This is a genomic window from Paraburkholderia sp. HP33-1, assembly GCF_021390595.1.
Classification (GTDB): Bacteria; Pseudomonadota; Gammaproteobacteria; order Burkholderiales; family Burkholderiaceae; genus Paraburkholderia.
In genome coordinates this window covers 2,277,123-2,302,423 of sequence record NZ_JAJEJR010000001.1, presented here as the reverse complement: position 1 = coordinate 2,302,423, position 25,301 = coordinate 2,277,123, and the positions used below count along the sequence as shown (strand labels likewise).

The window sequence follows — 25,301 nt, the reverse complement described above, 5'->3', positions numbered from 1 at the left end:
GCCCGCTTTCCTTTTATGGGCCTTTCCGCTAGGATCGGTAAAACACTTAATGCATTGCAAGATTGGCGGTATCAGGAGATAGATCATGCGCGTCAGCGACATTCTTAAAGTCAAGGGCAACACCCTTTTTACGGTCACGCCGGATACCACGCTGCATGACGCCGTCAATACGATGGCCGAGCACGACATCGGTTCGCTGGTCGTGATGGAATACGGCGACCTCGTCGGCATGCTGACGTTTCGCGAAATTATTCTGACGTTGAAGGAGAACGGCGGCAGCGTCGGCACCTCGACGATCCGCAAGGTGATGGACGACCATCCGCTCACCTGCACGCCCGAGACCGACGTCAACGAAGTGCGCCGCATGATGCTCGAGCATCACGTGCGCTATCTGCCCGTCATGGAAAGCCGTACGCTGATGGGCGTCATCTCGTTTTACGACGTCGCGAAGGCGGTGGTCGAGGAGCAGAGCTTCGAGAACCGCATGCTGAAAGCCTATATCCGCGACTGGCCGGAAGAGCAGGAAGGACAGGGCCAGCAGCCGGCGCATTGATGCGCGTGGCTCGAACGTCGCGCTCCGGCCGTTGCTGCGAGCGTGAATCCGCCGACAGGGCGCGCGCGCAAGCGGGCGCCTTTTTTGTGTCCGGCCCGGTGTCTGGACTTGGCGCACCGGTCCGCGTGCCCGCCACCCCGGCGGCTTCGTTGTCGTTTTTCCGCGCCGTTCTCCCGACTTCATGAACGATCGTCCGTTGCCTCGCGCCCGCCGCGCCGCTCGCGCGCATGAAGCGCATGAATCCCAGTTCAGCCTGCTCGGCCAGCGCCGTTTCGCGCCGTTCTTCTGGACGCAGTTTCTCGGCGCGATGAACGACAACGTGTTCAAGATCGGCTTCACGTCGCTCGTCACGTATCAGGCGGCGCGCTTTTCAGGCGTCGATCCGAAAACCGCGGCGTTCCTGATCTCCGCGATTTTCATTCTGCCGTTCGTGCTGTTTTCGGCCACTTCCGGCCAGATCGCCGACAAGTACGACAAGGCGTTGCTCACGCGTCTCGTCAAGACTTTCGAGATTGCGGTGATGCTGGTCGGCGGCGCCGGGTTCTGGCTGCATAGCGCGCCATTGCTGTATCTGTGCACGTTCCTGATGGGCGTGCATTCGACCGTGTTCGGGCCGGTCAAGTACTCGTATCTGCCGCAGCATCTGTCGAAGGCGGAGCTGGTCGGCGGTAACGGCATGGTCGAGATGGGCACCTTCGTCGCGATCCTGGTCGGCACGATCGTCGGCGGCGCGGGCGCGGGGTTCGCCGAGCATGGGGCGGTGGTGCTGGCTTGCGCGTGTATATCGTTCGCGCTGATAGGGCGCGCGGTGTCGGGCTTCGTGCCGGCTACGCCCGCGCCCCAGCCGGAGTTGCGCATCAACTGGAATCCAGTAAGCGAAACGTGGCGCAATCTCAAGCTCGCGCACGAAAACCGCACGGTGTTTCTGAGCCTGCTCGGCATTTCGTGGCTGTGGTTCGTCGGCGCGACCTTCCTTGCATCGTTCTTCAATTTCGCCAAGGACGTGCTGTCCGGCGATCCCGACGTCGTGACCGTGCTGCTCGCCACGTTTTCGATCGGCATCGGCATCGGCTCGCTGCTGTGCGAACGGCTCTCGAAGCGGCGCATCGAAGTCGGCCTCGTGCCGCTTGGATCGATCGGTATGAGCGTGTTCGCGATCGATCTTTTTTTCGCGAGCCACGCGCTGCCGCCGGCGGGGCACCTGCTCAGTGTCGGCGAGTTTCTCGCGCGGCTCGCGCATTGGCGCGTGCTCGCCGATCTGTTCCTGCTCGCGATGTTCGGCGGCTTCTACAGCGTGCCGCTTTATGCGCTGATCCAGAGCCGGAGTCAGCCGAGTCATCGCGCGCGCATCATCGCCGCGAACAATATCCTCAATTCGCTGTTCATGATCGTGTCGGCGCTGATGGCGATGGGCATGACCGCCGCGGGCTTCGGCATTCCGGCGATCTTCCTCGTCACCGCTTTGCTGAACGTGGTCGTTGCGGGCTACATCTATTCACTGGTGCCTGAGTTCCTGCTGCGCTTCATCGCGTGGCTGCTCGTGCACACGTTCTACCGGATCAGGCTCGTGCATGCGGAGCGGATTCCGGAGGAGGGCGCGGCGGTGCTCGTGTGCAACCACGTCAGTTTCGTCGATGCGATCGTCATCATGGCCGAAAGCCCGCGGCCGATCCGCTTCGTAATGGACCATCAGATTTTCCGCTCGCCGTTCGTCGGTTGGCTGTTCCGGCATGCGAAGGCGATTCCGATCTCGCCCTCGCATGAGGATCCGGCGCTGCTCACGCGCGCGTACGATCTGTGCGCGCAGGCGCTCGCCGACGGCGAACTCGTCTGCATCTTTCCCGAAGGCAAGCTGACGCGCACCGGCGAGCTGAATCCATTTCGCCACGGTGTGAGCGAGATCGTCAAGCGCACGCCTGCGCCGGTCATTCCGATGGCGCTGCGTGGTCTGTGGGGCAGCGTGTTCTCGCGCTCGCTCGATGCGCACTGGCCGCGGCCGATCAGCAAAGGCGTGATGAGCCGGCTGAGCCTCGCGGTCGGCGAGCCGATCGACCCGGCGCTGGCCACGCCGGAGAAGCTACAGCAGCTCGTGACCGAGCTGCGCGGTGCGCGGAAATAGCGGCCACCGCCGTCGCCGGGCCCCGCTTCGACGCGAGCGGGCTGGCATAATAGCGTTCTCCCCGCATTTCTTTGGACGACGCTCATGTCCGGCAACACGCTCGGTACGCTTTTCACTGTCACGACCTTCGGCGAATCGCACGGCCCCGCTATCGGCTGCGTGATCGACGGCTGCCCGCCGGGCCTGGCGCTCAACGAAGCCGACATCCAGTTCGAACTCGATCGCCGCAAGCCGGGCACGTCGCGCCACGTGACGCAGCGCCAGGAAGAGGACAAGGTCGAGATCCTGTCGGGCGTGTTCGAAGGTCAAACCACCGGCGCACCGATCGCGCTGCTGATCCGCAACACCGATCAGCGCAGCAAGGACTACGGCAACATTGCCGAGACGTTCCGCCCCGGCCACGCCGACTACACCTACTGGCAGAAGTACGGCATTCGCGATTACCGTGGCGGCGGCCGGTCGTCGGCGCGGCTGACGGCGCCGACGGTCGCGGCGGGGGCGGTCGCGAAGAAGTGGCTGCGCGAGAAGTTCGGCACTGAGATTCGCGGCTATATGGCCGCGCTCGGCGAGATCGACGTGCCGTTCGTCGACTGGGCGCAGGTGCGCGAAAACCCGTTCTTCGTGCCGAACGCGCAGATCGTGCCGCAACTCGAGGCGTATATGGACGCGCTGCGCAAGGACGGCGATTCGATCGGCGCGCGCATCAACGTGGTCGCATCCGGTGTGCCGGTCGGCCTCGGCGAGCCGCTGTTCGATCGCCTCGACGCCGACATCGCGCACGCGATGATGGGCATCAACGCGGTGAAGGGTGTGGAGATCGGCGCGGGCTTCGCGAGCGTCGCGCAACGCGGCTCAGTCCATGGCGACGAGCTGACGCCGGAGGGTTTTGTCGGCAATCACGCGGGCGGCGTGCTCGGTGGTATTTCGACGGGGCAGGACATCACGGTGTCGATCGCGATCAAGCCGACGTCGAGCATTCGCACGCCGCGCCGTTCGATCGACAAGGCGGGGCAGCCGGCGGTCGTCGAAACCTTCGGGCGGCACGACCCGTGCGTCGGTATTCGCGCGACGCCGATCGCCGAGTCGATGCTCGCGCTAGTGCTGATTGATCACGCGCTGCGCCATCGCGCGCAATGCGGAGACGTGGCCGTGAGCACGCCAAAGATCGCGGCGAGCGCGCCGTAACACGTCATCTCAAGTCGCGAATCTCGTGTGGCATCGCGTGCGCAATCGCGCACGCGACCTTCATGGCCAATCACATATTCGGATAGTTCGGACCGCCACCGCCTTCCGGCGTGACCCACACGATATTCTGCGTCGGGTCCTTGATGTCGCAGGTCTTGCAGTGCACGCAGTTCTGCGCATTGATCACGAGCCGCTCGTTACCTTCGTCGTTCTTCACGAACTCGTACACGCCAGCCGGGCAATAACGTGACTCCGGTCCCGCATAGGTCTGCCAGTTCACGTTGACCGGCACGGTCGGATCTTTCAACGTCAGGTGCGCCGGCTGATTTTCCTCGTGATTCGTGTTCGAGATGAACACCGAGGACAGCCGATCGAACGTCAGCTTGCCGTCCGGCTTCGGATACGTGATCGGCTTGCACTGCGAAGCCGGCTTCAGCATCTCATGATCGGAGTGCTGATGATGCAGCGTCCAAGGCACGTTGCCGCCGAGCAGCTTCTGCTCGATACCGACCATCAGCGTGCCGAGGTAAAGCCCCTTGCTCATCCACTGCTTGAAGTTACGCGCGCGATACAGTTCGGTGTACAGCCACGACGTCTTGAAGGTTTCCGGGTAAGCGCTCAGCTCGTCTGCCTGACGACCGGCCTGCACGGCGTCGAACGCGGCGTCGGCCGCGAGCATGCCGGTCTTGATCGCGGCGTGCGAACCTTTGATGCGCGATGCGTTCAGGAAGCCCGCGTCGTCGCCGACCAGCGCGCCGCCCGGGAACACCAGCTTCGGCAGCGACATCAGGCCGCCCGCGGTGATCGCGCGCGCGCCGTACGACACGCGCTTGCCTCCTTCGAGAATCGCTCGGATCGCCGGATGCGTCTTGTAGCGCTGGAATTCCTCGAACGGCGACAGATACGGATTCGAATAGCCGAGGCCGACCACGAAGCCCACCACGACCTGGTTGTTGTCCATGTGGTAGAGGAACGAGCCGCCGTAGGTGTCGTTTTCGAGCGGCCAGCCGGCCGTGTGCATCACCAGCCCCGGCTTGTGCCTGGCGGGATCGATCTCCCACAGCTCCTTGATACCGATGCCGTACACCTGCGGATCGACGCCGTCGCGCAGCTTGAACCGGTCGTTCAGCTGACGGCCGAGGTGACCGCGCGCACCTTCGCAGAACAGCGTGTACTTCGCGTGAAGTTCCATGCCGAGCTGGAAGTTCTCGGTCGGTTCGCCGTCCTTGCCGATGCCGAGGTTGCCGGTCGCGACGCCCTTGACCGAGCCGTCGTCGTTGTACAGCACCTCGGCCGCCGGAAAGCCCGGGAAAATCTCGACGCCGAGCGCCTCGGCCTGCTGGCCCAGCCAGCGCGTCACGTTCGCGAGGCTGATCACATAGTTGCCGTGGTTCTTGAAATTGTCCGGCAGCGCCCAGTTCGGCACGCTCTTCGCGCCCGTTTCCGACAGGAACAGGAAGCGGTCTTCGGTCACGTCGACCGTCAGCGGCGCGCCTTTTTCCTTCCAGTCCGGGATCAGTTCGGTCAGTGCGCGCGGATCCATCACCGCGCCCGACAGAATATGCGCCCCAATCTCAGAGCCTTTTTCGAGTACGCACACGCCAAGCTCGACGCCTTGTTCGGCAGCGCGCTGCTTCAGGCGAATCGCCGCCGACAGGCCAGCCGGGCCGCCGCCGACGATTACGACGTCGTACTCCATCGACTCGCGTGGGCCGTACTGCTCAATGAGACTTGCGGGGGTCATCGATGCTCCTCTTACCGTTAGAATACTTTTTTCGGGTTCGTATTGTGGGCGATCGATTCTTGCACCGCAACCCAAAACCCGCAGATTAGCACGATCGTACTATTTCGTGATACGGTATCGACCCTGAGTGACGGTCCTACCGAACCCCGTCAACCGCAGTTGTCATTACAACCGAACAAGGAAAGACAATGGGCCGTTCGATCAATCTGGAAGGCAAGGTCGCGCTGATTACGGGCGCCTCGAGCGGGTTGGGCAAGCGCTTCGCGCAGGTGCTGTCGCAGGCCGGCGCGAAGGTCGTGCTGGCGAGCCGACGAACCGAACGGCTCAAGGAACTGCGCGCGGAAATCGAGGCGTCCGGCGGCGCCGCGCACGTCGTGTCGCTCGACGTGACCGACTACCAGAGCATCAAGTCGGCGGTCGCGCACGCGGAGACTGAGGCTGGCACGATCGATATCCTCGTCAATAACTCGGGTGTGTCGACCACGCAGAAGCTGTCCGACGTCACGCCCGCGGACTTCGAATACGTGTTCGACACAAACACGCGCGGCGCGTTTTTCGTCGCGCAGGAAGTCGCCAAGCGCATGATCATGCGCGGCAACAACGCGCAGAAGCCGTCGTACCGGATCATCAATATCGCGTCGATGGCGGGCTTGCGCGTGTTGCCGCAAATCGGCCTGTATTCGATGAGCAAGGCCGCGGTCGTGCATATGACGAAGGCGATGGCGCTCGAGTGGGGCAAGCACGGCATCAACGTGAACGCGATCTGCCCGGGGTATATCGACACCGAAATCAACCATCACCACTGGTCGACCGATCAGGGGCAGAAACTCATTGCGATGCTGCCGCGTCATCGCGTCGGCAAGCCGGAGGATCTCGATGGGCTCCTGCTGCTGCTCGCGGCGGACGAATCGCAGTTCATCAACGGCTCGGTGATCGCCGCGGACGACGGCTTCGGGCTCGCGTGAGCGGGCCGTCCAGGGCTTCAAGAATCCAGCCGGCAAAGGAATAACGAAAGTACAGAATGGGCGATTTTCACGCAGTTTTCGAAATGACGATGCCGATCCGTTGGGGCGACATGGACGCGTTCGGTCATGTGAACAACACGGTTTATTTCCGCTACATGGAGCAGGTGCGGATTTCGTGGTTCGAGCACATCGACTTTCCCGGTCATCGCGTGGACGGGCAGGGGCCGGTGATCGTCAATGCGTCGATGGAGTTCCTGAAGCAGCTCCACTATCCGGGCGACGTGATCGGCCGGATGTCGGTGGCGACGCCGGGGCGCAGCAGCTTCGATACGGCTTTCGAGCTTCTGCGTGCGGATGAGCCGGATACGCTCTATGCGCGAGGGGCAGCGCGCTGCGTGTGGATCGACTACGCGGCGGGCAAGTCGGTGCCGGTGCCCGATGTGCTGCGTGCAACCATCGAGCGGGCGCCGCTCATCAAGGCGGCCTGAGCGCGCCGCCGCCCCCTTCAAACCCCCTCTCTCAATCCCCGAGCAGCCGCTGCAACAACTCGGTGGCATTGCCCGTATCGTATTTGCGCATGAGCCGCGCGCGGTACACGTCGACCGTGCGTGGGCTGATATCGAGCACGCGGCCGATCTGCTTGCTGGTCTTGCCGGTCACCAGTTGCGCGGCGATTTCGCGCTCGCGCGGCGTGAGCTCCACCGCGACGCGCCGCGTCGCGCTCAGATCCTCGAAGGTCCAGACACCCGCCGCGTGCGGGTCGGTGCGCTGCTGCGCGCGGCCCGTCACATGACACCAGAACAGTTCGCCGTTCGCGCGCTTCATGATGCGGTCGTCCGCGTAGCTGCCTTGCGCGGTCATGATCGGCGGAATGCGCGCGCCGATCCGCTCGAACTCATCGGCCGATGGATACAGCACCTGGAACGACTGGCCAATCAGCGCCTCGCGCGCGTAGCCGAAGATCGACGCGAGCTGGTCGTTGCAGTCTTCGATGATCCGTTCGCGCGACAGCACGAGTCCGATCGGCGCGAGGTGAAACGCGGTGCGGTAATCCAGGGCGGGCATGGGCGGGCGGCAAGTACTTATGTATTTTTGCGTATTGTGCCGTATGGCGGGCCCAGCGTACTCTTTCGGGCAGATGACAACGCGGCGCATGCCGCGGATGACTAGAATGACGCAGCGGTATCGCGAGGCGACGGCAAGTTCGCCAGATGCGATATCAGCCGCAATGATCCGGCGGCCTGCGTACAGGTTTCGGGTTTCCATAGAGGAAGGGACATACTGATGAACAAGGTCTATCCAGGCGCCGCCGAGGCGCTGAAGGACATCGTCAAGGACGGCCAGACGTTCGCCGTCGGCGGCTTCGGGCTGTGCGGCATTCCCGAGGCGCTGATCGCGGCGCTGCGCGATTCGAAGGTGCAGGGCATCACCTGCATCAGCAACAATGCGGGCGTCGACGGTTTCGGCCTTGGCCTGCTGCTCGAGACGCGCCAGATCAGGAAGATGATCTCGTCGTACGTCGGTGAGAACAAGGAGTTCGAGCGCCAGTACCTGGCCGGCGAACTCGAGCTCGAATTCACGCCGCAAGGCACGCTCGCCGAGAAGCTGCGCGCGGGTGGCTCGGGCATCCCCGCGTTTTTCACGAACACCGGCTACGGCACGCAGATCGCCGAGGGCAAGGAAACTCGCCAGTTCGGCGACCGCCACTACGTGCTCGAACATTCGCTGACCGCCGACGTCGCGCTCGTCAAGGCCTGGAAGGCTGACAAGTCAGGCAACCTGATCTATCGCCGCACCGCGCGCAACTTCAATCCGATGTGCGCGATGGCGGGCCGCGTCACCGTCGCGGAAGTCGAAGAGATCGTCGAAGTGGGCGAGCTCGATCCGGACGCGATCCACACGCCTGGCATCTTCGTGCAGCGCATCGTGCTGAATGCGCATCCGGAAAAACGCATCGAACAACGCATCATCCGCGCGAAAGGAGACTGATCATGGCATGGACTCGTGACGAAATGGCCGCGCGCGCGGCGAAGGAACTGCAGGACGGCTTCTACGTGAACCTCGGCATCGGACTGCCGACGCTGGTCGCCAACCACGTACCGGCGGGCGTCGAAGTGTGGCTGCAGTCGGAGAACGGCCTGCTCGGCATCGGCCCGTCGCCGACCGAAGACGAAGTCGACGCCGACCTGATCAACGCCGGCAAGCAGACGGTGACGACGCTGCCGGGTTCGTCGATTTTCTCGTCGGCGGATTCGTTCGCCATGATTCGCGGCGGCCACATCAATCTCGCGATTCTCGGCGCGATGCAGATCAGCAAGAACGGCGACCTCGCGAACTGGATGATCCCGGGCAAGATGATCAAGGGCATGGGCGGCGCGATGGACCTCGTCGCGGGCGTCAAGCGCGTGGTCGTGCTGATGGAGCACGTGGCGAAGGGCGACCAGCACAAGATCCTTGAAGAATGCACGCTGCCGCTGACGGGCGTGGGTGTGGTCGACGAGATCATCACCGATCTCGGCGTGATCGAGGTGACCCAGAACGGCCTGAAGGTAACTGAGCTCGCGCCGGGCGTGAGCGTCGACGAAATCAAGGCGAAAACCGGCGCGCCGCTCGATGTGAGCGCGGTGAGCTGACGCGGGTTGCCACGAGGCTGCGCCGGTCGATGCGACGGCGCGGCAACGGTGTTTTTCGGACGGGCGAGGCGTGAGTCTCGCCCGTTCTGTTTGTGCGCGCGGCGCTGCTTGCGCACGCCGGCTGGATCGACCTTCCTAAGCCTTCTGGCCGATGCTTGCCGCGCGACGAAGCGGTTTACAATCGTCCGAGCCCCATCCGCAGCGCTTTCGCGAGGACCTCAGATGACCGCAACGACTTCCGCTTCCACCGCCGGGCGGCCCGAGCCGCGTCAACGTTACGTGCAGTGCGCGAGCGCGGCTGGCTTGCATCGCGTCGCCTATACCGAATGGGGCGACCCGGACAATCCGCACGTGTTGCTGTGCGTGCATGGGCTCACGCGATCGGGGCGCGATTTCGACCGCCTTGCCGCCGACTTCGCCGATACCTATCGCGTGGTCTGTCCGGACGTGGTCGGCCGGGGCTTGTCGTCGTGGCTCGCGAACCCCAACTTATACGCGGTGCCGCAGTACGTCGCCGACATGGTCACGCTGATCGCGCGGCTCGACGTGGACACCGTCGACTGGTTCGGCACCTCGATGGGCGGGCTGATCGGCATGGGACTCGCCGGTCTGCCTGACACGCCGATCCGCAAGCTGCTGCTGAACGACGTCGGGCCGCATCTGGAACCGGTCGCGGTCGAGCGCATCGGCGATTACCTCGGCAAGCCCGCGCGCTTCGATACGCTGCAGGAAGGTGTCGACTACGCCGCGCAGCTCGCGCAGAGCTTCGGCCCGCTGACACCGGACGAATGGCGCGATATCAATACGCCGTTGCTGCGCGAAGAGGGCGGCGCTTGGGTGCTGCGCTACGACCCGCGCATTGCGCAGCCGTTCGCCGCGGTCACCGAGGAAGCGGCGAAGCTCGGCGAGGCGGCGCTGTGGCATTCGCTGGCGTCGTTCAAGGGGCCGGTGCTCGTGGTGCGCGGCGAGCAGTCGGATTTGCTGTCGCGTGAAACGGTCGCGAAGATGGTGGCGATCGGAAGCGCGGTATCGAGCGTGGAAATCGCGGGCGTCGGGCATGCGCCGGCGTTTCTGGCGGCGGACCAGATCGCACTCGCGAGGGCGTTCTTCATCGGGCCCGGCGCGAACGCGTCATAATGTTGAGTTCCGCATGACATTTTCAGCGGTAGTGTCATGCGGGATGTAATTGAATCAACCCAACAGCTCAGGATTTTTCATGGCAGTCATTCGTTACCACGTCGGCAAGCGTCTCTCGGAAATGGCCGTGCACAACGGCACCGTGTACCTCGCAGGCCAGATCGCCGAAGACGACGATCAGGACATCACCGGCCAGACGCGTGAAGTGCTCGGCCACATCGACCGTCTGCTGGCTGAAGCGAACAGCGACAAGTCACTGCTGTTGACGGTGCAGATCTACATCTCGGACATGGCGCATTTCGCGGGCATGAACGCGGTGTGGGACGAGTGGGTCGCGCAGGGCAACACGCCGCCGCGGGCGACCGTCGAAGCCAGGCTCGCAAACCCGAAGTGCCTCGTCGAAATCGTCGTGATCGCGGCGCAGCGGAGCTAAGTCGAGGTCGTTACGCAGCACCGTTGTTGAAATTCCGTTGAATCGTCTGGCCCGGCGGGCCGTCGCACCATGAACACCGAAACCGTTACGAACGCGCCTCATCCCCATCCTTCCTTCGACGAAGCGATGGCGTTCGTGCGCGAGCATGCGGGCGAGGTGCGGCTGTCGTCGGGAGAACTGCTCGCGGATCATGCGGCGGGCACCGCGTCTATCATGCGCACGCTGAACGTCGATCCGCCGGCGGTCCTGGCCGCGGCGCTGTTTGCGCTGACGCCGCATCTGAGTGATCCGGAGCGCGTGATCGCCGAGAACTTCGGCGAAGAAGTCGCGCAACTGGTCTGTGACGTGCGTAAGCTGCTGCGCCTCGGCACGGTCAGTCTGCGCGCGGCGCAAAACGCGATCCCCGAAGCCGGGCGCGATGCGCAGGCCGCGCGCCGCGCGCAGGTCGAGGCGCTGCGCAAGATGCTGCTCGCGTTCGCGCAGGACATTCGCGTCGTGCTGATCCGGCTCGCGTCGCGGCTGCAGACACTGCGCTATTACGCGGCGGCGAAGATTACGCCGTCGCCCGATGTCGCGCGCGAAACGCTCGATATCTACGCGCCGCTCGCGAACCGCCTCGGCATCTGGCAACTGAAGTGGGAGCTCGAGGACCTCGCGTTCCGCTTCGAGGAGCCGGACACCTACAAGCGCATCGCGAAGCTGCTCGACGAGAAGCGCGTCGAACGCGAGAGCTATGTCGCGCAGGCGATCGAGCGTCTGCAACAGGAGCTCGCCGCCGCGCATATCCGCGCGGAAGTGAGTGGTCGGCCGAAGCATATCTACAGCATCTGGCGCAAGATGCGTGGCAAGGAGCTCGACTTCGCCGAGCTGTACGACGTGCGCGCGTTTCGCGTGATCGTGCCGGACATCAAGGACTGCTACACCGTGCTCGGCATCGTGCACAACCTGTGGCAACCGGTGCCGAAGGAATTCGACGACTACATCTCACGGCCGAAGCCGAACGGCTACAAGTCGCTTCACACGGTCGTGATCGGCGATGACGGCCGCGCGTTCGAAGTGCAGATCCGCACGCAGGAAATGCATCGCTTCGCCGAATACGGCGTGGCCGCGCACTGGCGCTACAAGGAAGCGGGCGCGCGCGGCTACGGCGGTACGTTCAGCGCGAACGAGAAATATGACGAGAAGATTGCGTGGCTGCGGCAGTTGCTAGCGTGGAAGGACGAGGTGTCCGAGGGCGAGCATGGCGAAGCGCGCGCGACGCAGCCGTGGGAGCAGTTGCGCCAGGCCACGCTCGACGACGATCACATCTACGTGCTGACGCCGCAGGCGCGCGTGATTCCGTTGCCGCACGGCGCGACGCCGATCGACTTCGCGTATCACCTGCACAGCGAGCTTGGGCATCGCTGCCGCGGCGCGCGCGTCGACGGCGCGATGGTGCCGCTGAACACGCCATTGCAGAACGGCCAGACGGTCGAGATCGTGGCGGTGAAGGAGGGCGGTCCGTCGCGCGACTGGCTCAATCCGCAACTGGGCTATCTGCAAAGCGCGCGCGCGCGGCAGAAGGTGCGCGCGTGGTTCAACGCGGTCGAGTCGCAGGAGCACATCGCGAACGGTCGCGCGATGGTCGAAAAAACCCTGCAGCGCGAGGGTAAGACCTCGGTCAATCTCGATCAGCTGGCCACGCGGCTCGGCTTCAAGACGACCGACGACCTGTTCAACGTCGTCGGCAAGGAAGAGTTCAGTCTGAGGCTCGTGGAGCAGGCGCTGCAAGATGCGCCGCCGCCCGAGCCCGTGGTCGATGCGCCGGAGAAATTCGAGAAGCGCAGCAGCGGCGCGAGCGTCGCGCGCGGTGCATCCACTGGCGTGCTGGTGGTCGGCGTCGATGCGTTGCTTACGCAGCTCGCGCGCTGCTGCCGGCCCGCACCGCCCGACGATATCTGCGGCTTCGTTACGCGCGGCAAGGGCATGTCGGTGCACCGCAGCGACTGCGCGACGTTCCGCCGCATGGCCGAGCGGGCGCCGGAGCGGGTGCTGCAGACCGCGTGGTCGGCGGACGTGATGAGTGGCCGCGGCCACTCAGTCTACCCGGTCGACCTCAGCATCGAGGCGACGGACCGGCAGGGTCTACTGCGCGACATCTCCGAAGTGTTCGCGCGGGAAAAGATGAACGTGATCGGCGTGAAGACGCAATCGCGCCGTAATGCCGCGTTCATGCAATTTACCGTCGAGGTGTCGAGTTCCGCGCAGATTCAACGCGCGTGCACGGTGCTGGGCGAGATCACGGGTGTGGTGCGGGCGACGCGCAAGAATTGAGGTGCGGGCGGTTGGGAAAAAGCCCGACAGCGGTGCGACGGAAAATTAAAGCCTTCGCATAAAAGTGCTTGCCAAGTCGCGCCATACCCCATATACTCTCCTTTTTTCAGGCTCGTAGCTCAGCTGGTTAGAGCACCACCTTGACATGGTGGGGGTCGTTGGTTCGAGTCCAATCGAGCCTACCAACGAAAATGAAATTCTGGCTTCGCCGGAATTTCGCAAACTGCAGTAAGCGCTTTGAGCGCAAAAAAGGCGAATACGGTTATGACACCGCGAACGTTGACCGGAAGCAATTCGGAACGACGCTAGTCGAGGACCAATTTCGCCGGTGAAGTTTGCATAAAATGTGAATGCGGCCCCTCGAAAGCGGGGCCGCATTTTTTTGTCTTTTTGACCCTGGTTGTATGTGCCGCCGCCGGTCGGCATCACGGAGAACGCAATGGTTTCGATACGTTTGCCTGACGGTTCTGTTCGACAGTACGAGCATCCGGTGACCGTCGCCGAAGTGGCCGCCTCGATCGGCCCCGGCCTCGCGAAAGCCGCGCTCGGCGGCAAGATCGACGGTGAACTGGTCGATACGTCCGCGCTGATCGATCGCGACGTGGCGCTCGCCATCGTCACGGACAAGGACGCAGACGGTCTCGATATCATTCGCCACTCGACGGCGCACCTGCTCGCGTATGCGGTGAAGGATCTGTACCCGGAAGCGCAGGTCACGATCGGCCCGGTCATCGACAACGGCTTCTATTACGACTTCTCGTACAACCGTCCTTTCACGCCGGAAGATCTGGAAACGATCGAAAAGCGCATGCAGGAGCTCGCGAAGAGGGACGAGCCGGTGTCGCGCCGCGTGGTGTCACGCGACGAAGCGGTCGACTATTTCAAGAGCATCGGCGAGAAGTACAAGGCCGAGATCATCGAATCGATCCCCGCAAGCGACGACATCAAGCTGTACTCGCACGGCGGCTTCACGGACCTGTGCCGCGGCCCGCATGTGCCGTCCACCGGCAAGCTGAAGGTCTTCAAGCTGATGAAAGTCGCGGGCGCATACTGGCGCGGCGACTCGAAGAACGAGCAGCTGCAGCGCATTTACGGAACGGCCTGGACGAAGAAGGAGGACCAGGAAGCGTATCTGCACATGCTCGAAGAAGCCGAGAAGCGCGACCATCGCAAGCTCGGTAAACAGCTCGACCTGTTTCATATGCAAGACGAGTCGCCGGGCATGGTGTTTTGGCATCCGCGCGGCTGGACGCTGTGGCAGCAGGTCGAGCAGTACATGCGCCGTCGCGTGAACGACGCCGGCTACCTTGAAATCAAGACGCCGATGATCATGGACCGTTCGCTGTGGGAAGCGTCGGGCCACTGGCAGAACTATCGTGAAAACATGTTCACGACGGAATCGGAAAAGCGCGACTACGCGATCAAGCCGATGAACTGCCCCGGTCACGTGCAGGTGTTCAACCACGGTCTGCGCTCGTATCGCGATCTGCCGCTGCGTTACGCGGAGTTCGGTTCGTGCCATCGAAACGAATCGTCGGGAGCGCTGCACGGACTGATGCGCGTGCGTGGCTTCGTGCAGGACGACGCGCATATTTTCTGTACTGAAGAGCAGTTCATCAGCGAATCGATCGCCTTCAACACGCTCGCGATGAGTGTCTACCGCGACTTCGGCTTCGACAATGTCGAGATCAAGCTGTCGCTGCGCCCGGATGCGCGCGCCGGCACCGACGAAACGTGGGATCGCGCGGAGCAGGGGTTGCGCGAGGCGCTGACGGCCTGCGGCGTCACGTGGGAAGAGCTGCCCGGCGAGGGCGCGTTCTACGGCCCGAAGGTCGAGTATCACATCAAGGACGCGCTTGGCCGCTCGTGGCAGTGCGGTACGCTGCAGCTCGACATGGTCCTGCCGGAGCGTCTGGGTGCCGAATACGTCGCTGAAGACAACAGCCGCCGCCGCCCGATCATGCTGCACCGGGCGATCGTCGGATCGATGGAGCGTTTCCTCGGGATTCTCATCGAGCACCATGCTGGTGCAATGCCGGCGTGGCTCGCGCCGATGCAGGTCGTCGTGATGAATATTGCGGAAAGCCAGGCCGAATATGCGCAGTCGGTAGCTCAATCGTTGCAAAAACAAGGGGTTAGAGTCGAGGCTGATTTGCGCAACGAGAAGATTAGCTATAAAATACGCGAGCACACGCTGGAAAAGGTGCCGTACCTACTGGTGGTCGGCGACAAGGAGCGTGAAGCGCAAACGGTAGCCGTGCGTGCCCGTGGTGGTGTCGATCTGGGTGTAATGCCTGTTGACGCCTTCATTGAGCGTCTGCGCCAGGACGTGCAGTCGTTCAACTAAACCACCTGGTACCCCGGCTCGTTTTTTTTAATTTTTAGAGGAAACGTAACATCGCTACTGATAAGTCTGCGCACCGCATCAACGGTGAAATTACAGCACCCGAGGTGCGACTGGTCGGCGTCGAGAACGAACCGCTCGGCATCGTGAAACTCGCTGATGCGTTCCGAATGTCGGAACAGCAGGACGTGGATCTGGTCGAAATCGCTCCGCAAGCGGTTCCGCCGGTTTGCCGCTTGATGGATTACGGCAAGTTCAAGTACCAGGAAGCGAAGAAGCAACACGAGGCCAAGCTCAAGCAGAAGGTCATCCAGGTCAAGGAAGTCAAATTCCGCCCGGGTACCGACGACGGTGATTACAACGTCAAGCTGCGCAACCTCGTCCGCTTCCTCGAAGACGGCGACAAGACGAAAATCACGTTGCGTTTCCGTGGCCGCGAAATGGCTCACCAGGAAATTGGCATGCGCATGCTCGAACGCCTGCGCACCGACCTCGACGAAGTTGGTCAGGTCGAGCAGATGCCGAAAATGGAAGGGCGCCAGATGATCATGGTGCTCGCTCCGAAGAAAAAGAAGTAAGCGCGAAGCAATTGGCTGGAGCGGCGCGCCATGTGGAGCGTGCTCCGGTGGCGCAGATTTGTTTGATGCTGTGCCGGGTATCCGGCGTGGTATTGGAAGATTTCGGAACGGCGTGCATGCAAGTGCGCGGTGGTTCCCGAAAAGCGGCCGCAGGCAGTATGGCGGTCTGCATACCAAGTGGAATGGGTTTCGAAGGGCGGGAAATGGCCATCTGGCCGACCGCACACCCATGTCCATCTAATAATGGAGTTGTCATGCCGAAGATGAAGACCAAGAAGAGCGCTGCAAAGCGCTTCGTGGTGCGTCCGGGCGGTACCGTCAAGCGCGGTCAGGCCTTCAAGCGTCACATTCTTACCAAGAAGTCCACCAAGAACAAACGCCATCTGCGCGGCTCCACGGCAGTTCATGATTCCGATCTGAACTCCGTTCGCGCAATGCTGCCGTTCGCTTAACCCTTAACTGACACTCATAGGAGCGAAACATGCCTCGAGTAAAACGTGGGGTTACCGCACGGGCCCGTCACAAGAAGATCATCAAGCTGGCCAAGGGTTACCGCGGCCGTCGCAATAACGTCTATCGCATCGCCAAGCAGGCGGTCATGCGCGCAGGCCAGTACGCCTACCGCGATCGCCGCAACAAGAAGCGTGTGTTCCGCGCACTGTGGATCACGCGTATCAACGCGGCGGTGCGTCAGCACGACATGACGTACAGCGTGTTCATCAACGGCCTGAAAAAGGCGTCGATCGAACTGGACCGCAAGGTGCTGGCCGACATGGCTGTGTTCGACAAGGCTGCTTTTGCTGCGATCGTTCAGCAGGTGAAAGCCGCCGTTGCAGCCTGATTGCGCTTCTGGCAATTAAAACTGCGTGGTTCGTTGCAGCGAACATCCGGTAGTCTCGGTGACGCTGCAACAAAAACGGGGCTCCTCACCGAGCCCCGTTTTTGTTGGTAGAACCAGTTTTGTTTCGATAGAACACTGACGTTGAAATGATGGGATCAATGGATCTGGACCAGATTGTCGCCGACGCGCAAAAAGCCTTCGCAGAAGCCCCCGACGTCACCACCCTGGAGAACGAGAAAGCCCGCTTTCTCGGTAAAGCGGGTGCGCTGACCGAGCTGTTGAAGGGCCTTGGCAAACTCGATCCCGAAACGCGCAAGACCGAAGGCGCACGGATCAACCTCGTCAAGCAACAGGTCGAAGCCGCGCTGACGGCGCGTCGTCAGGCGCTTGCCGACGCGCTCCTGAACCAGCGCCTCGCCGCTGAAGCGATCGACGTCACGCTGCCCGGCCGCGGCACCAGCGCAGGTAGTCTGCACCCTGTGATGCGCACCTGGGAGCGCGTCGAACAGATATTCCGTACGATCGGATTCGACGTGGCCGACGGCCCCGAGATCGAAACCGACTGGTACAACTTCACCTCGCTGAACAGCCCGGAAAACCATCCGGCGCGTTCCATGCAGGACACCTTTTATGTCGACGGCAAGGATGCAGACGGCCGCCCGCTTCTGCTGCGCACGCATACGAGCCCGATGCAGGTGCGCTACGCGCGCACCAACACGCCGCCGATCAAGGTGATCGTGCCGGGCCGCACGTATCGCGTCGATAGCGACGCGACGCATTCGCCGATGTTCAACCAGGTCGAAGGCCTGTGGATCGACGAAAATATCAGCTTCGCGGACCTGAAGGGCGTCTATACCGACTTCCTGAAGAAATTCTTCGAGCGCGACGACATTCTCGTGCGCTTCCGTCCGTCGTATTTCCCGTTCACCGAACCGTCGGCCGAAATCGACATGCAGTTCGAAACGGGCAAGAACGCGGGCAAGTGGCTCGAAATTTCGGGCTCCGGCCAGGTCCACCCCACCGTGATCCGCAACATGGGTCTCGACCCGGAGCGCTACATCGGCTTCGCTTTCGGCAGCGGCCTCGAGCGTCTCACGATGCTGCGCTACGGTGTGCAGGATTTGCGCCTGTTCTTCGAAAACGACCTGCGGTTCCTGCGTCAATTCGCCTGAACCGGCGCGCGCGAGCGCGACAAAGCTTAGAACGCGGTAGCGCACCCGGTGCGTGCCGCGAGCGTCCCCGGCAGAGCCCGCTGAACCGTCGCAAGACCACCGGGCTTTACGAAGCATCTGCCGGACGTGGACCCAACCTGATCAGAACGTACACAGAACCATGCAATTTCCGGAATCCTGGCTCAGAACTTTTGTCGACCCGCAACTGACCACCGACGAGCTGTCGCACGCGTTGACGATGGCGGGTCTCGAAGTCGAAGACCTGCGGCCGGCCGCGCCGCCGACCTCGAAGATCGTCGTCGGCCAGGTGCTGGAAGTCGTCAAGCACCCGGATGCGGACAAGCTCAACGTGTGTCAGGTCAACGCCGGTACCGGCGCGACGCTGAACATAGTGTGCGGCGCGCCGAATGTTGCGCCCGGCATCAAGGTGCCGGTCGCGCTGGTGGGCGCGCAACTGCCGCCGGCCGAAGAGGGTGCGGCGCCGTTCGCGATCAAGCTGTCAAAGCTACGCGGTGTGGAAAGCCAGGGCATGCTGTGCTCGGCGCGCGAGCTGAAGCTCTCCGAAGACCACAGCGGTCTGATGATCCTGCCGGAAGATACGCCCATCGGCCAGGACATCCGCGAGACGCTCAACCTCGACGATACCGTTTTTGAAATCAAGCTCACGCCGAACAAGGCGGACTGTCTGTCGGTGTTCGGTGTCGCGCGCGAAACGTCGGCGATTACGGGCGCACTGCTGCGCCCGCTCGAAATCAAGCCGGCTCCGGTCAAGCTGAATGAAACGCTGCCCGTGAAGATCTCGGCGCCCGACCTGTGCGGCCGTTTCTCGGGCCGCGTGATCCGCGGCGTCAATGCACGCGCGAAGTCGCCGCAATGGATGGTCGAGCGTCTCGAGCGCTCGGGCCAGCGCAGCATCTCAGCGCTCGTCGACATCTCGAACTACGTGATGCTCGAGCTGGGACGCCCGTCTCACGTGTTCGATCTCGACAAGATCCATGGCGGCATGGACGTACGCTGGGGCCGCAAGGGCGAAACGCTGAAGCTGCTGAACGGCAACACGGTCGAGCTCGACGAAACGGTCGGCGTGATCGCGGACGAACAGCACATCGAAAGCCTCGCAGGCATCATGGGCGGTGACAGCACCGCGGTCACGCTTGACACCACCAACATCTACCTCGAAGCCGCGTTCTGGTGGCCCGATAGCATTCGTGGCCGCTCGCGCAAGTACAACTTCTCGACCGATGCAGGCCATCGCTTCGAGCGCGGCGTCGACTACGCGACGACCGTCGATCATATCGAGCGCATCACGCAGTTGATCCTCGACATTTGCGGCGGTGAAGCGGGTCCGGTCGACGATCAGATCGTCAACGTGCCGAAGCGCGCATCCGTGAAGATGCGCGTCTCGCGTGCGAACCGCATCATCGGCGTTGCGATCGGCGCCGATGAAATCGCGCAGATTTTCACGCGCCTTGGTCTGTCGTTCGAGCGCGACGGCGATACGTTCTCGGTGATGCCGCCGTCGTACCGCTTCGATATCGAGATCGAAGAGGACCTGATCGAAGAAGTCGCGCGTATCTACGGCTTCGAAAAGATTCCGGCCCGCCCGCCGGTCGCGACCAGCGAAATGCGCGCGACCAACGAGACGCAACGCTCGATCCACGCGATCCGTCACGCGCTCGCTGCGCGGGACTACGCGGAAACGGTGAACTTCAGCTTCGTCGACGCCGAGTGGGAGCAGGACTTCGCGGGCAACAGCGACCCCGTGCGTCTGATCAATCCGATCGCGAGCCAGCTGTCGATGATGCGTACGACACTGTTCGGCAGCCTGATTAATGTGCTGCGCACGAACCTGAACCGTCGTGCAGCGGATCGTGTGCGCGTGTTCGAAGCGGGCCGCGTGTTCCTGCACGATCCGTCGATCAAGGCCGGCGAGTTGACCGTCGAAGGCTTTGCGCAGCCGAAGATGATCGGCGCGCTTGCCTATGGTCCCGCGCTCGAGGAGCAGTGGGGCGCGCCGGCGCGCGCGGTCGACTTCTTCGACGTGAAGGGCGACCTCGAAGCACTGGTCTCCCCGGCAGTCGCGCAATTCGTGAAGGCCGAGCATCCGGCGCTGCATCCCGGGCGTAGCGCGCGGATCGAATTGAATGGTCGCGCAGTGGGTTGGATTGGCGAATTGCATCCGCGCTGGATGCAAAAATATGATTTGCCGCATGCGCCGATTCTGTTTGAAATCGAAGCGGAAGCATTAATGCAACGCGTATTGCCGATTCCATCGGAAGTTTCAAAATTCCCGCCGGTACGACGTGATATTGCGGTGGTCGTCGATCAGAAAATCGAGGTCCAGGCGCTGCTCGACGAGCTTCAGAAGGCGCAGTCCGAGCCGGCTTGCAAGGCTGTCCAGAAGGTTGCACTTTTCGACGAATTTCGTCCAAAATCAAACACTTCCGGTGGTCTGGCCGCGCACGAGAAAAGCCTTGCGTTCCGGGTGACCTTGCAAGATACTGGCGGAACCCTTCAGGATGAAACGGTCGATCTGGCTATTCAAACTCTGGTGGAACGTCTGGCTCGAGTATATGGCGCACGGTTGCGCGGATAACCCGCATTTAACAATTGCACGGCTGTTTCCGCATCCATTGTTTTACGCTTGGCGCGCCATTTGATAGATATGAATGAAATGAACTCGAGTGATTTCGAAGCCCTTCTTACGGCGCAACGCAGCGCCATGATTCGAGATATTCCGACATCACCCGCCGTCGTTTCCAATGAAACGCCGACGCTCACCAAGGCGGAACTTGCCGAGTTGCTGTTCGACAATGTCGGGCTCAACAAGCGGGAAGCGAAGGACATGGTCGAGGCGTTCTTCGAGGTGATCCGCGATGCGCTGGAGAGCGGCGATAGCGTGAAGCTGTCGGGCTTCGGTAACTTCCAGTTGCGCGACAAGCCGCAGCGTCCGGGCAGAAATCCGAAGACTGGCGAGGCGATTCCGATCGCCGCGCGCCGCGTGGTGACGTTTCATGCAAGTCAAAAGTTGAAGGCGCTCGTCGAGAACGGCGCCGAAGCGAGCTTCGCGCGCTGATTGACTGGCGCGCTTTAGCGCAACCCATCACGGCTAACTGACGATGACAGCGACGATCGAAAAAGTCGTCTTGCCCCCGATACCGGCGAAGCGCTACTTCACGATCGGTGAGGTCAGCGAACTATGCGGCGTGAAGCCTCATGTGCTGCGTTATTGGGAGCAGGAGTTCACCCAGTTGAGGCCGGTCAAGCGACGCGGCAATCGTCGGTATTATCAGCATCACGAGGTGCTGTTGATCCGGCGGATTCGAGAGTTGCTGTACGAGCAGGGTTTTACGATCAACGGGGCACGCAACCGGCTCGATTCGCATGGCGGGGGTGGGCCGGATGCGCAGATCGAGGAAGGCGAGGGTGCTGGGGGACCTGCGGGGCAGGTCGAGGTGTCGGCGGCTACTGTTGCCGTCGACGTCGAGAAGCTGCGCAAGGAACTGCAGAACGTGATCGATTTGCTGGGCCACTAGTTCATGAGCCTGTTCACTTTGTTCGTGCGGGGCAGTTCTAATCGAATGAAGTGTCTGTTATAATTTTTTTTCTGTTCGGGGCGTAGCGCAGCCTGGTAGCGTACCTGCATGGGGTGCAGGTGGTCGGAGGTTCAAATCCTCTCGCCCCGACCAAAGATCAAAAAGGACTTACGGTGCAAACCGTAGGTCCTTTTTTCTTGTCCGTCGCGGATGACTACGTTCCCCGCTGCCAAAGCTTCGCTCGCGCTCATCTGCATCCCGAGGCTTGGATCGCTTTGCTCATGCGCTCGGTCTCGGCTGTTTTACACATCGCGACTGCCGTGGGTAGCATCGACCCGCCGCCCCATTGTTGCGAGGCCGATTTTTCGCAGTTGGCGTCACGGCGTTTTTTCCACTCGGTGAGCCTTTTCTCGAGCGCGGCTTTGCAGGTCTCCGATGAGACGATCTTGCCCTCGACGACCCGTTCCAGTCGCTGTTCCGCGACGATCTGATCGCGCCATGCACAGAGATTCATGCTGGTTTGATTGGCTTCGCAATTCGATAGGGCTGCGGCGACCTCGCTTGCGGGCAGTCCACTCCGATTCGCGATTTCGTCGACCGGAGCGGCTGGGGTAGCCAGCACAGAAGTGCCGACAAGCGCTAGCGCCGCGACAAAATATTTCATCGCTGTCCCCGCATGAGGAACGGCGCAGCTTCTTCGCGGCGGCGACTTATCAGGCCGGGTACCCGTACCGCGGGCAGGCGTCTGCCATGGGCGTCGCGCGGATGGACATAAACGTTCTGCCCCATGTGGCTTGCAACTTCGTTGAGCTGGCCGCGATTGGCAGCTTCCAGGGCCTGTCGTGCGCCGGTTGCTCCCGTGTTATAGGTAAAGCTCACAAGGGAGTCGAATTGCTCCTGAGTCAGTTCGTGGTCCGTGACCCGGTTCCTGACCGCGCTTTCGGCGGCTTGGACCCCTGCCGCTAGCTGGATATCCACGTCCGCGGGTGTCACCGGGCGCCGGAGTTCAGCTGCTGTGCACGGCCCAGTGTGCACAAGAGTGCCTAAACCGTAGGTGCAATTGTTTGCGATGTCGTTGTAGTAGCGTAAGACAACTCCCTCGCGCAGCCGCAAAGCAGTCCGTCCTGTACTGCTCAATTTCTTTGATTCGTTTGCCATGCTCAGCTCTCCGAAGTTATGCGAGAGCAATCTACCAACAATTTCAAACGAATCGGCATTTCGCAAGCAATTTTGGGCATTCGCCCATATGGCGGCATTTGCTTCCCTCCAGATTGAAACGAAGAGGGTTACAAGTTTTCGTTCGTCTCTCCCAAGTCTAAAGTTGTCCGCGCAGCCCACCCACGGCCCCACACCATCCGCACAACTATCAAGCAGCCCCCAACGCCAAAAACCGCTCCAGATGATGATCCTCATCCCCAAGCTGATGATCGATCATCACCAACCGCTTCGCGTAGTGCGCGAGCGGCAACTCCCACGTCATGCCGATCCCGCCGTGCAACTGGATGCATTCCTCCGCAACCCGTGAGCCGATCCGGCCGATACTGTACTTCGCCGCCGACACCGCCCGCTCGCGCGCGGTGCGTTCGCCGTCGAGCGCCGCAGCAGCATTGATCACCGCCGAGCGTGCCTGCTCGATTTCGAGCAGCAAATCGGCCATGCGATGCTGCAACGCCTGGAAGCTGCCGATCGGCACGCCGAACTGCTTGCGCGTGCGCAGATAGTCGAGCGTGTAGTCTTTCGCGACGTCCATTGCGCCGACCGCTTCCGCGCACAACGCGAGCACGCCGCAACTCACCGCGTATTCGAGCGTCGCAAAGCCTTGGTCCACTGAGCCGAGCACGCTGTCGTCGCCGAGCGTGACATTGTCGAACGTCACTTCGGCCGCGCGTCCTCCTTCGATCTTGCGATAGCCGTGCACGCTCACACCCATCGCGTCGCGCGGAACAAGAAAAAGCGTGACGCCGTCTTCGGCATCGTCAGCGCCGCTCGTGCGCGCCGAGACGAGGAACACGCAAGCCTGCTCGCCAAGCTGAACGACCGCCTTCGCGCCGTTCAACTTCCACGTGCCGCTGTTGCCAATTTCGCTGCGCTGCGCGCGCGTCATTGCGACCCGTGCAAGCTCGTAATGACTGTCCGGTTCACCATGCGCAAGCGCAACGATCTGCGAGCCGTCGATCAACGAACCCAGCGCCGCTTTCTGCGCGTCGCTGCCGCTGCGAGCCATCGCCCGGCCGACGATCAGCGTATCGAGAAACGGTTCGACCACGAGTCCACGCCCGATACACTCGAACACGACGGAAATATCGAAACCGCCGCCGCCAAAACCGCCGCTCGCTTCATCGAACAATGCGCCGATCACGCCAAGCTCCGCAAAGCGCGCCCACAACTCAGTGCTGAAGCCTTGCATCGAGCGCGCGATCCTGTCGCGTGTCGCGAAGCCGTATTGGTCGCTGATAAAACGATTCAGCGTATCCGCCAGCATGCGGCGGTCTTCGGTGTGCTGGAAATTCATGACGCGCGCCTCTTACAGTCCGAGGATCATTTTGGAAATGATGTTCTTCTGGATTTCGTTCGAGCCGCCGAAGATCGACAGCTTGCGATTATTGAAGTACTGCGACGCGGCGCTCGCGGCTTCGTCGGGGCCGACCGGCGCGCCGTCGAAACCTTCGTGCAGCGCTTCCTCAACGAATGGCTGCGCATAAGCGCCCATCGCGCGCCGCGTCAGTGACGAGATTTCCTGACGAATCTCAGTGCCGCGAATCTTCAGCATCGAACTCTCGGCACCGGGCACGCCGCCGCCCGCCACCGCCGCGATCACGCGCAGATTGGTCGTCTTCATGTTCTCGAGATCGATCTCGACGCGCGCCATGCGTGTCGCGAACGCGGGATCCTCGGCAAGCGGCCGGCCATTGCGTAGCTGCTTCGCGGCGATCTTGCGCAGCCGGTTGAACGCGGCGACCGAAAAGCCGACGCCCGCGATATTCGTGCGCTCATACGTGAGCAGATATTTCGCGTAGGTCCAGCCCTTGTTCTCTTCGCCGACGAGATTCCCGGCGGGCACGCGCACGTCGGTGAAGAACACTTCGTTGACTTCGTGCTCGCCGTCGAGCGTGATGATCGGCCGCACTTCGATGCCCGGCGTGTTCATGTCGATCAGCAGGAAGCTGATGCCTTCCTGTTTGCGCACGTCGGTCGCGGTGCGCACGAGGCAGAAGATCATGTTGGCGTAATGAGCGAGTGTGGTCCACGTCTTCTGGCCATTGACGATGTAATGCTCGCCCTGGGCGTCCGTGCCACGCACCGCTGTCGTCTTGACCGACGCGAGATCGGAGCCCGCGCCCGGCTCCGAATAGCCCTGGCACCACCAGTCGGAACCATCGAGAATGCGCGGCAGCCAGTGGCGTTTCTGCGCCTCGCTGCCGTACCTGATCAGCACCGGCCCCAGCATGTTGACGCCGAACGGCACGATACGCGGCGCGCCGGCGAGTGCGCATTCGTTTTCGAAGATGAACTTCTGCACTGCGTTCCAGCCCGTGCCGCCGTATTCCTTCGGCCAGTGATTCGCGAGCCAGCCTTGTGCGTTCAGAATCGCGTGCCACTCGGCCATGTCGTCGCGCGTCAGACGCCGGCCGCCGTGCACCTTGTCGGCCAGACGTTGCGGAAGCCTGTCGCGCAGAAAGGCCCGCACGCTGACGCGAAACGCTTCTTCTTCAGGCGTGAAGTTCAGATCCATCGCTTTGCTCCGTCA

General features: G+C 62.2%; 24 protein-coding genes and 2 tRNA genes. 20 read left to right on the top strand and 6 right to left on the bottom strand.

The window, feature by feature from the left end:
• The first annotated feature begins 85 nt into the window (after positions 1-85).
• The 3 genes from L0U81_RS10435 to aroC all read left to right on the top strand — a co-directional run bounded on the left by L0U81_RS10435 (position 86) and on the right by aroC (position 3,857).
• Positions 86-553, top strand: coding sequence for a CBS domain-containing protein (locus tag L0U81_RS10435; protein WP_233802353.1), 468 nt, complete (start codon positions 86-88; stop codon positions 551-553).
• A 181-nt stretch (positions 554-734) separates the two neighbouring features.
• Positions 735-2,672, top strand: a complete 1,938-nt coding sequence (locus L0U81_RS10430) for an MFS transporter (protein WP_233802351.1) — start codon at positions 735-737, stop codon at positions 2,670-2,672.
• Between the two features lie 84 nt (positions 2,673-2,756).
• On the top strand, positions 2,757-3,857 hold the full coding sequence (gene aroC, locus L0U81_RS10425) for a chorismate synthase (RefSeq protein ID WP_233802349.1): 1,101 nt from the start codon (positions 2,757-2,759) through the stop codon (positions 3,855-3,857).
• A gap of 70 nt (positions 3,858-3,927) precedes the next feature.
• Here the strand turns inward: aroC and L0U81_RS10420 are convergent, their stop codons facing one another.
• Complete coding sequence (locus L0U81_RS10420; protein WP_233802347.1) at positions 3,928-5,601, bottom strand: electron transfer flavoprotein-ubiquinone oxidoreductase; 1,674 nt, start codon at positions 5,599-5,601, stop codon at positions 3,928-3,930.
• A 188-nt stretch (positions 5,602-5,789) separates the two neighbouring features.
• On the opposite strand from L0U81_RS10420, the gene L0U81_RS10415 reads away from it, so the two are divergent.
• Entirely contained in the window at positions 5,790-6,566 is a 777-nt protein-coding gene (locus L0U81_RS10415) for an SDR family oxidoreductase (protein ID WP_233802345.1), read from the top strand.
• Between the two features lie 56 nt (positions 6,567-6,622).
• Positions 6,623-7,054: an acyl-CoA thioesterase gene (locus L0U81_RS10410; protein WP_233802343.1), complete on the top strand. Its 432-nt coding sequence runs from the start codon at positions 6,623-6,625 to the stop codon at positions 7,052-7,054.
• 31 nt (positions 7,055-7,085) lie between these two features.
• Here the strand turns inward: L0U81_RS10410 and L0U81_RS10405 are convergent, their stop codons facing one another.
• Entirely contained in the window at positions 7,086-7,631 is a 546-nt protein-coding gene (locus L0U81_RS10405) for a LuxR C-terminal-related transcriptional regulator (protein WP_233802341.1), read from the bottom strand.
• Positions 7,632-7,850: 219 nt separating this feature from the next.
• On the opposite strand from L0U81_RS10405, the gene L0U81_RS10400 reads away from it, so the two are divergent.
• From L0U81_RS10400 to L0U81_RS10330, 15 genes are all read left to right on the top strand, one after another.
• Positions 7,851-8,555: a CoA transferase subunit A gene (locus tag L0U81_RS10400; protein ID WP_233802339.1), complete on the top strand. Its 705-nt coding sequence runs from the start codon at positions 7,851-7,853 to the stop codon at positions 8,553-8,555.
• Between the two features lie 2 nt (positions 8,556-8,557).
• Positions 8,558-9,199 carry a CoA transferase subunit B gene (locus L0U81_RS10395; protein WP_233802337.1) on the top strand — a complete coding sequence of 214 codons (642 nt, stop codon included), beginning with the start codon at positions 8,558-8,560 and terminating at the stop codon, positions 9,197-9,199.
• Between the two features lie 222 nt (positions 9,200-9,421).
• Positions 9,422-10,336, top strand: coding sequence for an alpha/beta fold hydrolase (locus tag L0U81_RS10390; protein ID WP_233802335.1), 915 nt, complete (start codon positions 9,422-9,424; stop codon positions 10,334-10,336).
• A gap of 79 nt (positions 10,337-10,415) precedes the next feature.
• Positions 10,416-10,769: a RidA family protein gene (locus L0U81_RS10385; protein WP_233802333.1), complete on the top strand. Its 354-nt coding sequence runs from the start codon at positions 10,416-10,418 to the stop codon at positions 10,767-10,769.
• 69 nt (positions 10,770-10,838) lie between these two features.
• Positions 10,839-13,082, top strand: coding sequence for a RelA/SpoT family protein (locus L0U81_RS10380; protein ID WP_233802331.1), 2,244 nt, complete (start codon positions 10,839-10,841; stop codon positions 13,080-13,082).
• Between the two features lie 108 nt (positions 13,083-13,190).
• Positions 13,191-13,267: transfer RNA gene (locus tag L0U81_RS10375), tRNA-Val, on the top strand.
• A gap of 254 nt (positions 13,268-13,521) precedes the next feature.
• Positions 13,522-15,429 carry a threonine--tRNA ligase gene (gene thrS / locus L0U81_RS10370; RefSeq protein ID WP_233802329.1) on the top strand — a complete coding sequence of 636 codons (1,908 nt, stop codon included), beginning with the start codon at positions 13,522-13,524 and terminating at the stop codon, positions 15,427-15,429.
• Between the two features lie 50 nt (positions 15,430-15,479).
• Positions 15,480-16,004: a translation initiation factor IF-3 gene (gene infC / locus L0U81_RS10365; protein WP_075643713.1), complete on the top strand. Its 525-nt coding sequence runs from the start codon at positions 15,480-15,482 to the stop codon at positions 16,002-16,004.
• A 254-nt stretch (positions 16,005-16,258) separates the two neighbouring features.
• Positions 16,259-16,456, top strand: coding sequence for a 50S ribosomal protein L35 (gene rpmI, locus L0U81_RS10360; protein WP_027198217.1), 198 nt, complete (start codon positions 16,259-16,261; stop codon positions 16,454-16,456).
• Positions 16,457-16,485: 29 nt separating this feature from the next.
• Positions 16,486-16,845 carry a 50S ribosomal protein L20 gene (rplT, locus tag L0U81_RS10355; protein ID WP_006052502.1) on the top strand — a complete coding sequence of 120 codons (360 nt, stop codon included), beginning with the start codon at positions 16,486-16,488 and terminating at the stop codon, positions 16,843-16,845.
• Between the two features lie 158 nt (positions 16,846-17,003).
• Positions 17,004-18,017: a phenylalanine--tRNA ligase subunit alpha gene (gene pheS / locus L0U81_RS10350; RefSeq protein ID WP_233802327.1), complete on the top strand. Its 1,014-nt coding sequence runs from the start codon at positions 17,004-17,006 to the stop codon at positions 18,015-18,017.
• Between the two features lie 160 nt (positions 18,018-18,177).
• On the top strand, positions 18,178-20,613 hold the full coding sequence (pheT, locus tag L0U81_RS10345; RefSeq protein WP_233802325.1) for a phenylalanine--tRNA ligase subunit beta: 2,436 nt from the start codon (positions 18,178-18,180) through the stop codon (positions 20,611-20,613).
• A gap of 69 nt (positions 20,614-20,682) precedes the next feature.
• Entirely contained in the window at positions 20,683-21,093 is a 411-nt protein-coding gene (locus tag L0U81_RS10340; RefSeq protein WP_008918798.1) for an integration host factor subunit alpha, read from the top strand.
• A 43-nt stretch (positions 21,094-21,136) separates the two neighbouring features.
• Positions 21,137-21,553, top strand: a complete 417-nt coding sequence (locus L0U81_RS10335) for a MerR family transcriptional regulator (RefSeq protein WP_233802323.1) — start codon at positions 21,137-21,139, stop codon at positions 21,551-21,553.
• 76 nt (positions 21,554-21,629) lie between these two features.
• Positions 21,630-21,706 (top strand) — tRNA-Pro (locus L0U81_RS10330).
• A 94-nt stretch (positions 21,707-21,800) separates the two neighbouring features.
• Here L0U81_RS10330 and L0U81_RS10325 read toward each other — a convergent pair.
• The 4 genes from L0U81_RS10325 to L0U81_RS10310 form a co-directional block, all read right to left on the bottom strand.
• A complete protein-coding gene (locus tag L0U81_RS10325; protein WP_233802321.1) occupies positions 21,801-22,217 on the bottom strand; it encodes a lysozyme inhibitor LprI family protein in 417 nt (138 codons plus the stop codon).
• Positions 22,214-22,711: a lysozyme gene (locus tag L0U81_RS10320; protein ID WP_233802319.1), complete on the bottom strand. Its 498-nt coding sequence runs from the start codon at positions 22,709-22,711 to the stop codon at positions 22,214-22,216. The genes L0U81_RS10325 and L0U81_RS10320 overlap by 4 nt, the downstream gene beginning before the upstream one ends.
• Before the next feature lie 208 nt (positions 22,712-22,919).
• Positions 22,920-24,065, bottom strand: a complete 1,146-nt coding sequence (locus L0U81_RS10315; RefSeq protein WP_233802317.1) for an acyl-CoA dehydrogenase family protein — start codon at positions 24,063-24,065, stop codon at positions 22,920-22,922.
• A gap of 12 nt (positions 24,066-24,077) precedes the next feature.
• Positions 24,078-25,286 (bottom strand): acyl-CoA dehydrogenase family protein, encoded by a 1,209-nt coding sequence (locus L0U81_RS10310; protein WP_233802315.1) that lies wholly within the window; start codon positions 25,284-25,286, stop codon positions 24,078-24,080.
• Positions 25,287-25,301: the final 15 nt, after the last annotated feature.